Genomic DNA, 11,425 nt, shown 5'->3' with positions numbered 1-11,425 from the left:
TGAGCGGCGGCGCCGCCCCGTGATCGTCGTCGCGACGCTCGCCTGGCTGCTCGTCGCCGTGCTCGCGCGCCGGTCGACGGCAGTCCGGTCCGCCGTGAGCACGGCGACGTCGACGCTGCTCGCCCTCGCGGGCGTCGGGGCGGTCGTCGTCGTGGTGGCCGTCGCCGCGGACGACGGCGGGACCCGGGCGCTCGGCGCCCTCGCGAGCGTGCCCGCCGCGGCCGGCGCGGTCGCCGCCGGGACGTGGTGCGCGCGAGCGGTGGTCCGCCCGTGGACGGCGCGGCGGCGCGAGCGCGCGGCGGGCCGGGTCGCGTGGCAGGACCGCGTGCTCGCCGCCGCGGCGCGCACCGGGCCGCGCGTGCGAGGCGTGCGCGTCGCCGACGTCGCCGCCCGTTCGGCGTTCCGCGTCGCCGGTGTCCGCGTCACAGGCCTCGCCGCCGAGATGTCGTACTACGGCCTCATCTCGCTCATCCCGCTGACCACCGCGATCGGGTCGAGCCTCGGCTTCCTGCGCCCGCTCCTCGGCGACGACACCGTCGACTCGATCCGCTCGTCGATCGTCGGCGGGCTCACCACGGTGTTCGCCGAGCACGTGTCGACCTCGGTCGTCGCGCCGCTCGTCGACAGCCTCCTCGACGAGCAGCGCACCGGGTTCGCCGTCGGGTCGTTCCTCGTCGCGCTCTGGCTCGCGAGCCGCGTCTTCCGCGCCGCGGTCCGCGCCCTGGACGACGCGTACGGCGTCGAGCGGCGCCGCGGGGTCGTGGCGCAGTACGTCCTGGGGGTCGCGCTCGCCCTCGGCGCGATCGTCACGGCGGTGTCCGTCGTCGCGCTCGTCGTCGTCGGCCCGCTCCTGGGTGACGGCGCCGACCTGGCCGAGCGGCTCGGTCTCGACGCGGCCTTCCGGCAGACGTGGGACGTGCTGCGCTGGCCGACCGTCGTGCTCGTCTGCGGCGCGTACCTCACGCTGCTCTACCGCTACGCACCGAACGTCGACACGACGTGGCGGCGGTGCCTGCCCGGCGCGGCCGTCGGGACCGGTGGCGTCCTCCTCGTGTCCTGGGGGTTCGGTCTCTACGTCCGGCTCGCGGGACCGGCGGCGCCGGGCTCCGAGGCGGGGACGACGGCGGTCGTCCAGGCGGCCGGGCAGATGCTCGGCCTCGTCCTCGCCGGGGTCCTCTGGGGCTGGCTCACGAGCATCGTCGTGCTCGTGGGCGGCGTCGTGAACGCGGAGGCCGACCCGCACCGCGTGGTCCCGGCGGGACGCGCCACGGGCGCATCCTGGGCCGGTGGGGAGAGCGCCCCCGTGACGGGCACGGCCGCCGAACCCGTCGACGACCGCTCCCGCGGCACCGGCGCCGGCCGTGTGGGACGCGGCTCCTACGCTGACCTGCAGGACCACGGGCACGGTGCCCGCGACCGGACCGAGGAGGAGCCCGGGTGACGAGCACGACGACCGGTGACGAGCAGGCGCTCGCGGAGCTGCGACCGCCGGCGGAGGTCCGGTACGCCGACGAGCTCGCAGCGCTCGCCGAGTCCGACGCCCGACGCGGGGCCGACGTCCCGCCGGGCTGGCGCCTCAGCCCGCGCGCCGTGCGGGCGTTCGTCGTGGGCGACCGGGAGCTCGGCGTGAGCCGCAAGTTCTTCGGTGACGACCCGCTCGTCGACCGCGCGGTCGTGTCGTTGCTCGGCCGGCAGGGCCTCATGCTCGTCGGTGAGCCCGGTACGGCCAAGTCCCTGCTGTCCGAGCTGCTCGCGGCGGCCGCGAGCGGCACGTCGACCCTCACGGTGCAGGGCACCGCGGGCACGAGCGAGGACCACGTGCGGTACTCGTGGAACTACGCGCTGCTCATCGCGGAGGGTCCCAGCGAGCGCTCGCTCGTCCCGTCGCCCGTCTACCGTGCGATGGAGAGCGGGCGCGTCGCGCGGTTCGAGGAGATCACGCGCTGTGCCCCGGAGATCCAGGACACGCTCGTCTCCGTGCTGTCCGAGAAGCAGCTCATGGTCCCCGAGCTCGGCGCCGACGCCCGCGTCGCGGCGCGGCCCGGGTTCAACGTGCTCGCCACGGCGAACCTGCGCGACCGCGGGGTCCACGAGATGTCGGCCGCGCTCAAGCGGCGCTTCAACTTCGAGACGGTCGCGCCGATCCGCGACCGCGCGTTCGAGATCGAGCTCGTCGAGACGCGCCTCACCGCCGAGCTCGGGCCCGTCGAGGACCGACCGGTGCTCGACCGCGACGTGCTCGAGGTGCTCGTCACCGTGTTCCAGGACCTGCGCACCGGCACGACGGCGAGCGGCGCACCGGTCAAGCGCCCCGAGACCGTGATGTCGACGGCGGAGGCGGTGAACGTCGCGATCGCGGCGTCGCTCGAGGCGCGCTACCTCGGTGACGGCACGGTCACGGCGGGGCAGGTCGCGCGCCAGGTGGGCGGCGTCGCGCTCAAGGGCGACGAGGAGGACGCGCGGCGGCTGCGGCACTACGTGGACAACGTCGTGCGGGAGCGCGCGCGGTCCGACGCACGCTGGAAGGACTTCCTCACGGCGGCGGGCGACCTGTGGCGGTAGCCCGGCGCGCCGCGTGGGACGCCGCGCCGCCGCGGCTGCGACAGGCAGCCCACGACCTCGCGCTGCTGCGCGAGCGCGACGGCGTGCACCTCGTCGGGGTGCGCCACCACAGTCCCGCCTGCGCGGTCGCGGTGGCCGCGCTGGTCGCCGAGATCCGGCCGTCCGTCGTGCTCGTCGAGGGGCCCGAGGAGTACACGCGTCTCCTGCCCGCGCTGCTCGACGAGCGGACGGTCCCGCCCGTCGCGGTCCTCAGCCTCGCCGGCGACCTCGCGGACGCCGCGGGAGGCGGCGTGCGCGCCGCGGGCTTCTACCCGCTCGCGCGGTACTCGCCCGAGTGGGTCGCCGTGCGCGCGGGGCACGCGGCGGGCGCGGAGCTCGCGTTCGTCGACTCCCCGTGGGGGGAGCGGGCAGGAGAGGAGGACGACGAGCGGGGAGCCGCCGCGCGGACCGTCCTCGCGGAGCGCCACCTCGCGCACTCGCGCACGGTCGCCCGGCTCGCGGAGCGGCTCGGGTGCCGCGACCACGACGAGCTGTGGGACCACCTCTTCGAGGCGCGCGAGACGGCGCGCCTGCGCGACTGGCGCGAGCTCGTCGACGACGTGTTCGCCTGGGCGGCCCTCGCGCGGCTCGACTACGAGGACGAGGCGCTCGCCGCCGACGGCTCGCTCGACCGCGAGGCGCGCATGTCCGCGCGCGTCGCGGAGCACGCCGCGCGTGCGGACGGGCCGGTCGTCGTCGTCACGGGCGCGTTCCACACGCTCGCCCTCGTCGAGGCGCTCGTCGGGAGCGAGCACGGCGCGACGGTCGTGGCGCGGCGCCCCGCGGACGGGTACGGCGACCTCGCCGACGCTCCCGCGTGGCTCGTCCGCTACGACGACGAGCGGCTCGACGCCCTGCGGGGGTACGGCGCGGGCATGCCCGCGCCGGGCTACTACGACCGGCTCTGGGCCGCGCACCACGACCCGGCCGGGCCCGCTGCCGCCGCGGCCGGGGTCCTGGTCGACGTCGGGCGCGGGGCGTCGGAGCGCGGGGCCCTCGTGAGCGTGGCGCAGTCCCAGGCCGCCGTCGAGCACGCGCACCGGCTCGCGGCCCTGCGGGAACGGCCCTGGCCGTGCCGCACCGACCTGCTCGACGCGATCACCTCGTGCTACGTGAAGGACCCGGACGACCTGGACGCCGCGGGCGACCGCCCGCTCGGTCTCGCGGTCGCCGAGGTCTTCGCCGGGCGCGCGCTCGGCGACGTCGCCCCGGGCGGTGCGGCCCCGCCGCTCGTCGAGGAGGCGCGTGCCCGCGCCCGAGCGCTGCGCCTCGACGTGTCCGACGCCGTGCCGCGCACCGTGCGGCTCGACGCCCGCCGTCGTGCCGCGCACCGCGACCGGCGTCGGTTCCTCGCGCTGTGCGCGTTCCTCGAGCTGGGCTTCGCTCGCCGGGTCTCGGGCCCCGACCACGTCGCGGGCCGCGGGCTGGGCCTCGTGCTGGAGGAGTGGACGTACGCGTGGACGCCGCTCGTCGAGGCGCGCCTCGTCGAGCTCTCCCACCGCGGGGCGACGCTCGAGGCGGTCGCGGTCGCGCTGCTCGACGACGCCCGTGAGCGGGCGCGCGAGGAGCGCTCGAGCGACGCCGTCGCGCGCCTCGTCGCGCAGTGCGTCGTCGTCGGACTGCCGGAGCGGCTGCCCCCGCTCGTCGCGCTCGTGCGCTCCACGCTCGACGTGGACCCGTCGCTCGCGTCCGTCGTCGCGGGCATGCGACGGCTCGTCGCGCTGTGGCGGGCGCGCGTCGAGCTGGAGCTGGGCGACCACGCGCAGGCCCTGCTCGACCTCGCGGAGCAGGGGCTGGCCACGGCCGCGTACCTGGTCCCGGACCTCGCGGCGGCCGACGCGACGACGCAGGACGACGCCCTGGCGTGCCTCGTCGCGCTGCGGTCCCTCGTGCGCGACGTGCGCGGCGCGGGCCGGGACGGACCGGGCTCGGCAGCCGCGACGGTGGGACAGGCGCTCGCGCGCGTCCGCGAGGACGCCGACGCGTCCCCGGCGGTGCGCGGTGCGCTCACCGCGTTCGCCGCCGTCGACGACGAGCTCGATGACGAGCCCGGCGACGAGCCCGGCGACCGCGGGCTCGTCGAGCGGGTGCGGGCCCAGCTCGCACCCGGCGCAGACCCCGTGGCGGCGACGGCGTTCCTCGGCGGGGTCCTGCGCGCGGCCCCGGACCTGCTGCTCCACACGCCGGAGATGTTCGACGCCGTCGACGAGGGCCTGCGTGGTCTCGACGAGGACGCGTTCCGAGCGGTCCTGCCGGACCTGCGGCGCGCGTTCACGTGGTTGCGGCCGACCGAGACGCACCGGCTCGCCGAGCGCGTCGCCGCCCGCACCGGGACGCGCGCGGACGCGCTGGACCGGCGCGTGCACGTCTCGGAGGACGACCTGCGGGTCGCGCTGGTGGTGGAGCGCGAGCTCGTCGCCGTCCTCGAGCGGGACGGGCTGGGCGCGTGGGCTCGCGGGAGCGCCTCGTGACGGCGGGCGACGGTCTCGGCGTGGCCGGGCGGGCGGACGACCAGGAGGCCGCGCGGCGCTGGCGGCTCGTGCTGGGCCGGTACGCGGGCGACACGCTGCCCGTGGCGCCGCCGGACCAGGCGCTGGACCGCGCGCTCGGGCACCTCTACGACCGCGAGTACACCGCGCGCGGCCACCGGCACGGCACCGGGGGAGACCCCGACGGCGGCCGGGGCAGGGGCCGCGGAGGGTCGGTCGTCGAGGGGCTCGACTGGCTGGGGTCGGCGCGCGCGCTGTTCCCGCGCGAGACGTTCGAGCGCATGCAGGTCGAGGCGGTCGGCCGGTACGGCATGACGGAGCTGCTCGCGGACCCGCAGGCGGTCGAGGCCGTCGAGCCGAGCACGGAGCTGGCGTCGGCGCTCCTGCGCGTGCGGGGCAGGCTCGGGCCGCAGGTCCAGGACGGGCTGCGACGGATCGTCGCGCGCGTCGTCGAGGACGTGGTGCGCCGCCTGCGCCCCCGCTTCGAGACGGCCGTCGACGGGCGCCGGGACCGGTCCCGCCGCTCGTTCGTGCGATCCAGCCGCACGTTCGACGCCGCCGCGACGGTCCGCGCGAACCTCGGCCGCTGGGACCCGGAACGCGGGCGCCTGCTCGTCACGGACCTGCATTTCTCGGCGCGGCGGCGTCGGGCACTGTCGTACGACGTCGTGCTGCTCGTCGACCAGTCGGGGTCCATGGCGGCCTCGGTGCTCTACAGCGCGGTGAGCGCGGGCATCCTCGCGGGGCTGCCGGGGATCACGGTCCGCCTCGTGCTGTTCGACACGGCGGTCGTCGACATGTCGCACCTCGCGCACGACCCGGTGACGGTGCTGCTCACCGCGCAGCTCGGCGGCGGGACCGACATCGCGCGCGCCGTGCGGTACGCGGAGCAGCACGTGCGCGACCCGCGGCGCACGGTCGTCGCGCTCGTCAGCGACTTCGAGGAGGGCGGCTCGGTGTCGCAGCTGGTGTCCACAGTGGGGCGCCTGCACGCGTCGGGCGTCCGGCTGCTCGGGCTCGCGGCCCTCGACGGGCAGGCGAACCCCGCGTACGACCGCGGCGTCGCGCGCCGGCTCGCCGAGCAGGGCATGGAGATCGCGGCGCTCACGCCGGAGCGGTTCGCCGAGTGGCTCGGCGAGGTGCTCCCGTGAGCGGGTCCGGCGCCGGGCCCGGTGCGTGGGCCGCGGTGTACGCGGGGTACGACGACGACGCCCTCGCCACGCTCGCGAGCCCGGGCCTCGTCCGGCGCGCCCGCAAGGACGTCACCGCCGGGCGGGTCGAGCCGGTCGAGGCGCGCCCCGACGGCGTCGTCGTGTCCGTGGGCGGGGTGCGGGTCGAGCTCGACGCACGCGGTCCCGCCGGGGCGCGGTGCGCGTGCCCGACGCCGGGCACGTGCCAGCACGTCGTGGCCGCGAGCCTGTGGGCGCGGGGGACGGGTGCCGCACCCGCGCCGCCTCCCGCCGCGGCAGGTGACGGCGCGGCGCCGTCCGCTCCCGCCCCGGACCCGGTGGCGGAGATCCTCGCGCTCGACCCGCGCGTCGTGCACCGTGCCGCGGGCGCCGCCGTCGTGCGGGCGGTCGCCGAGACGGTGCCCGCTGATCCCGCGCAGGTGTCGGCCGACGGTCTCCCCGTGGAGGGGGCGGTCGGGGGGCCGCCCGTGGAGGTGGCGGTCGACGGCCCGCGCGCGGAGGTCTCGTGGCCCGGCGCGCCGCGCGTCACGTACGTCGCGGGGGCGGGGTTCCCGGGAATGCTCGTGGCCCGCGAGGGGGCGGCGTGGAGCGACGCCGACGAGCGCCGGTGGCGGCTGGAGGCGCTCGTGCAGGTGTGGCGTGCGCACGGCCGTCCGTGGCCCTGGCCCGAGCGGGTCGCCGCGACGCCGCGTGCCACGGGCGTTCCCGACGCCCGGGCGGTGGCCGACGAGGTCGTGCGCGCGGTCGAGCGGTTGCTCGACGTCGGGCTCTCGCACGTCGGCCGCGACGACCTGGAGGAGCTGCGCGGTGCGGGCGTGGTGGCGCGGCTCGGCCGGCGGCCCGCGGTCCAGCGCCTCGTGACGTCCGCGGTCGGGCGGCTCGAGGCGCTCGCGGACCGCCGCGACGCGGTCGACGAGACGGACTGCCTCCTGGCCCTGGCCGAGCTGTGGGCGTACGTGCAGGCGGTCCCCCCGCCCGACGCCGGCACGCTCGACGAGCGCCCGACCGACCTGGCGCGGGTCGTGCCGCTCGGTGCGCGGTGGTGGGTCGCGGCGTCGGGCGCGCGCGGGGTGACCGTGCACCTGTGGGACGCGGACGCCGGGCGCGTGCGGTCGGTCACCACCGGCCGCCCGCCGGGCGCCGACCCGACCTTCCGGCGCTCGTGGGACCTCCCGCTCGTCTGGGGCCGCTCGGTCGAGGCGCTGTGCCGCGGCCCGTTCGCGCTCCGCGGCGCGACCGAGCGCGCGGACACGGGGCTGCGCGCGGGCGAGGGGCCCGCCGTCGAGCCGCTCGGGGCGCTCGACGCCGACGAGCTCCGCGACGTCGCGGCCCGCACCGCGACGACCCCGCCGCGGGCCGAGGCCGGGTTCGGCCGGACACCCGCCGCCGTGCGGGTCGTCATGGTGCGCGAGGCAGGGGCGATCGGTCTCGACGAGGTCGCCCAGGAGCTCACCTGGACGCTGGTCGCGGCGGACGGCGCGGAGACGGTCGTGCGCGTCGACGCCGCGGACGAGGCGGCGTGCGACACCCTGCTCGGGGTCGCGGCGGGGAGCCGGCGCGTGGTCGCCGTCGCCGTCGAGCGCGACCTCGCGTCGCGGCGCGACGAGGCCGTCGGGCTGTTCGTCGACCGCCCGGGCGAGGGCCTCGACGTCGTCGTCCCGACGCTGACGCCGGCGTACGACCACCGGGCGTGGTCGACCCCGTGGACCCGGCTCCGCGCCCGGGTCCGGTCGCTGCGCGGGCGTGCCGGCGCGCACGCGCGGGAGGTGGTCGTGCCCACGCCCGTCGAGGAGGTGTGCGACACGCTGCTCGACACGGCCGTGGCGCTCGCCGCCACGGGGCGCCGGCATCTCACGCCGCACCAGGCGAGCGCGCTCGCGCGCGCCGCGCGCACCGCCGACGACCTCGGGGCGACGACGCTCGCCGCCGCGATCGGCCTCGTCGCGCACGAGCCCGACTCCGCTCGGCTCCTGCGCGCCGGCTTCGTCGCGTCCCGGGGGCGGGCGCTCGCGCGCGCCGTGGCCGCCGCGCCCGACCCCGGGCCCCGAGCACGGGAGGCGAGCGCGTGAGCACCTACGCCGTCCACGTCGGCTCGCCGGGACGGGCCCGGGTCGAGCACGTCGCGGACGGTCCGGCGGACCCGGTCCGCGAGACCTGGGACGACACGAACCGGTGGTACCCGCCCCTGCTCACGGCCGGGCGGCGCGTGGAGCGGTCGCACGACCTGCGCCTGTCCCACGTGCTGCTACGACGCTCGCGGCTCGTGGCGGGCACGCCGTTCGCGCGGCGCGACCCCGGGCCGTGGGACGCGCTCGCCGCGGTGCCGGCCGGGCGCGACCCGTCCGCGCCGCGGCAGCCCGTCGGGCTCTTCGAGCTCGGTACGCAGGACGGCCCGAGCGTGCGGCTCGACCCCGTCGCCGAGCTCCGCGACCAGCTCGCGACCGTCGCCGCCGCGGACGGGCCGGACGCCGCCGGGCGGCTGCGGCTCCTGCTGGCCGCCGAGTCCGCGGGTGCGCTCGTCGCCGCCGAGATGCACCACGCGGGCGTGCCGTGGCGCGCCGACGTGCACGACGCGATCCTCAGCGGCGAGCTCGGACCACGGCCCCGGCCGGGCGAGCGGCCCGCGCGCATGGAGGAGCTCGTCGCGCGCATCCGCACGGCGCTCGACGCGCCGCCTACCCTCAACCCCGACTCCCACCCCGACCTGCTCAAGGCGCTGCAGTACGCGGGTGTCGGCGTGCGGTCCCTGCGCAAGGGCGAGCTCGAGCGCACGGACCACCCCGTCGTCGAGCCGCTGCTGGAGTACAAGAAGCTCGCGCGGCTCCTCACGGCGAACGGCTGGGCGTGGCTCGACACCTGGGTGCACGACGGCCGGTTCCGTACCGAGTACGTCGTGGGCGGGGTCGTCACGGGCCGGTGGGCGTCGAGCGGCGGGGGAGCGCTGCAGCTCCCGAAGCAGGTGCGGCGCGCCGTCGTCGCGGACCCGGGCTGGCGGCTCGTCGTGGCCGACGCCGCGCAGCTCGAGCCGCGCGTGCTCGCCGGGCTCGCGCACGACGAGCGCATGGCCGCCGCGGGTCGCGGCGGCGACATGTACGCGGGGATCGTCGCGTCGGGCGCCGTCGCGACCCGCGACCACGCGAAGGTGGGGATGCTCGGCGCGATGTACGGCGGCACGACGGGCGACAGCGCGCTCGTGCTCCCGCGGCTCGCGAAGGCGTTCCCCGACGCCATCGGCCTCGTGGAGCGCGCCGCCCAGGCCGGCGAGCGCGGGGAGGTCGTCTCGACGCTCCTCGGCCGCAGCTCCCCGCGCCCCGGCGAGTCGTGGCACGCCGCGCAGGACGGGGCGTACGCGGTCGAGGACGCCGGTGCTACCGAGGACGCCGGGTCCGGGGCCGACGCGCAGGCGCGGGCCCGGTCGTACACGCGGGCCTGGGGCCGGTTCACGCGCAACTTCGTCGTGCAGGGCACGGCCGCCGAGTGGGCGCTGTGCTGGCTCGCGTCGATCCGGCGGCGGCTGTGGGACCTGCCCCTCGCCGCGACCCCCGGGGCGGCGCCCGCCCCGTTCGCCGACCGGGCGCACCTCGTCTTCTTCCTGCACGACGAGGTCGTCGTGCACGCGCCGGCCGAGCTCGCCGAGACGGTCGCGCACGAGGTCCGCGCCGCGGCGGCCGAGGCCGGACGCCTGCTGTTCGGCGACTTCCCGGTCGACTTCCCGCTCACCGTCGCGGTCGTCGACCACTACGCCGAGGCGAAGTGAGACGCGGCGGGCAGGACGCCCGGCGTCGTCACCGCCGCGGCTCCCCGCGGTACGTGCCGAAGGACCAGAGGTTCCCCTCGGGGTCCTGGAGCACGAGCTCGCGGCTCCCGTAGTCCGTGTCCCGCAGCGGCACGACGACGCGACCGCCGGTACCCGGCACGCGCTCGCGCAGCCGGGCGTCGAGCGCCTCGATCGCGGCGTCGTCGGGCACGACGGCGTACGTGCCGCACGTGCCCGGCTCGCGCGACCACTCCCGCTCGGGGGAGTGGCTGCCGAGCATGATCCCGCCGCCGTGCGGCCAGTCGAGCTGGGCGTGCGCGACGTCGCGGTCGTCGCCCGCCATGACGGCCGTCGCGACGAACCCGACGACGTCGGTGAGGAACGCGACGAGCGCGCGGGCGTCGCGCGCCTGGAGGGTGGGCCAGACCTGGGGGCGCGGTGCCCCGGTCGGCGTCCCGGCCGCGTCGACGGCGGGGGTGTGGTCAGCGGTGTCCCGGGTGCTCTCGTGGATGCTCATGGTCCCAGGCTGGGCCGTCGGTGTGGCCGCCGGCTTGGATGTTCCCGACCTCCTCCCGGACCCACCCGGTCGGCGTCGTGCCGGCGAACCGCCGGAAGTCGCGCACGAGGTGGGAGTGGTCGGCGTACCCGGCGCTCGCGGCGACGTCCGCGAGCGTGCGGGGCCCGCGGCCGAGGGCGAGGCGCTGCACCGCGCGACGTGCGGCGTCGAACCGCGCGAGCCCGCGCGCCGCGCGCGGCGAGACCCCGAGCTCCGCCCGGAACAGCGTCTCCAGGCGGCGCTCGCCCAGCGCCACGTGGCGGGCCACGTCCCGGACCCGGGCGCGCCCGTGCGTGCGCACGAGCACCCGCCACGCCTCCGCGACGTCGGGCCGCACGCCGTCGCGCCGGGCGACGGAGCCACCCGGCGCGACGCCCCCGGGCTGCGTGAGCGCCGCCCGCACGACGTCGAACGCCGCGGGCCACGAGCCCGCCTCGGCCACCTGCTCGCGCAACCGCTCGGCGACGGGCCCGAGCACCGCGTCCGCGTCCTCGACGAGCCCGAGCTCGCCGGCCCGGACGCCGAGCAGCTCCCGGCACGCGAGGGGGTCGAGGGCGAGCTGTACGCCCGCCTGCTCGGGCGGCTGGTGGATGTAGGCGGGCCGCGTGTGCAGACCGCCGACGAGCGAGGGGTAGCCCACCGGGGCGTCGTCCGGCCCGACCGCCGTCGGCACGGCGCCCGCGGTGCTCAGGACGAGCGTGAGCCACGGCGACGGCAGGCCGCGGTGGACGGACGGTGTCCCGTCCGTCGTCGCGGTCCGCAGGCGGTAGCCGACCATCGACACGACGCCGGGCGGCAGCGCCCGCGGCAGGGCTCGCACGTACTCGTGCAC

8 protein-coding genes are annotated in these 11,425 nt (G+C 78.1%); 6 read left to right on the top strand and 2 right to left on the bottom strand.

Annotated elements, in window-relative coordinates; all coding sequences use genetic code 11:
- Window positions 1-19: 19 nt before the first annotated feature.
- From MT994_RS05020 to MT994_RS04995, 6 genes are read left to right on the top strand one after another with little or no spacing between them, the layout of a single operon-like run.
- Window positions 20-1,441 carry a YihY/virulence factor BrkB family protein gene (locus MT994_RS05020; RefSeq protein WP_354805379.1) on the top strand — a complete coding sequence of 474 codons (1,422 nt, stop codon included), beginning with the start codon at window positions 20-22 and terminating at the stop codon, window positions 1,439-1,441.
- The gene (locus tag MT994_RS05015) at window positions 1,438-2,562 is read left to right on the top strand and encodes an AAA family ATPase (protein ID WP_354805377.1); all 1,125 of its coding nucleotides are present in this window, start codon (window positions 1,438-1,440) and stop codon (window positions 2,560-2,562) included. The genes MT994_RS05020 and MT994_RS05015 overlap by 4 nt, the downstream gene beginning before the upstream one ends.
- Window positions 2,553-5,072 (top strand): DUF5682 family protein, encoded by a 2,520-nt coding sequence (locus tag MT994_RS05010; protein ID WP_354805376.1) that lies wholly within the window; start codon window positions 2,553-2,555, stop codon window positions 5,070-5,072. Before MT994_RS05015 ends, MT994_RS05010 begins: the two co-directional genes overlap by 10 nt.
- A complete protein-coding gene (locus MT994_RS05005) occupies window positions 5,048-6,241 on the top strand; it encodes a VWA domain-containing protein (RefSeq protein ID WP_354805375.1) in 1,194 nt (397 codons plus the stop codon). Before MT994_RS05010 ends, MT994_RS05005 begins: the two co-directional genes overlap by 25 nt.
- The gene (locus MT994_RS05000) at window positions 6,238-8,349 is read left to right on the top strand and encodes a hypothetical protein (RefSeq protein WP_354805374.1); all 2,112 of its coding nucleotides are present in this window, start codon (window positions 6,238-6,240) and stop codon (window positions 8,347-8,349) included. The genes MT994_RS05005 and MT994_RS05000 overlap by 4 nt, the downstream gene beginning before the upstream one ends.
- A complete protein-coding gene (locus tag MT994_RS04995; protein WP_354805372.1) occupies window positions 8,346-10,037 on the top strand; it encodes a bifunctional 3'-5' exonuclease/DNA polymerase in 1,692 nt (563 codons plus the stop codon). The genes MT994_RS05000 and MT994_RS04995 overlap by 4 nt, the downstream gene beginning before the upstream one ends.
- Window positions 10,038-10,065: 28 nt before the next feature.
- Here the strand turns inward: MT994_RS04995 and MT994_RS04990 are convergent, their stop codons facing one another.
- Window positions 10,066-10,554: a VOC family protein gene (locus MT994_RS04990; protein WP_354805371.1), complete on the bottom strand. Its 489-nt coding sequence runs from the start codon at window positions 10,552-10,554 to the stop codon at window positions 10,066-10,068.
- On the bottom strand, window positions 10,520-11,425 hold the full coding sequence (locus tag MT994_RS04985) for a helix-turn-helix domain-containing protein (protein WP_354805369.1): 906 nt from the start codon (window positions 11,423-11,425) through the stop codon (window positions 10,520-10,522). Before MT994_RS04985 ends, MT994_RS04990 begins: the two co-directional genes overlap by 35 nt.

The organism is Cellulosimicrobium sp. MI9406 (genome assembly GCF_040595865.1).
Taxonomy (GTDB): domain Bacteria; phylum Actinomycetota; class Actinomycetes; order Actinomycetales; family Cellulomonadaceae; genus Cellulosimicrobium; species Cellulosimicrobium funkei.
This window is presented reverse-complemented; position numbering and strand designations above follow the sequence as displayed.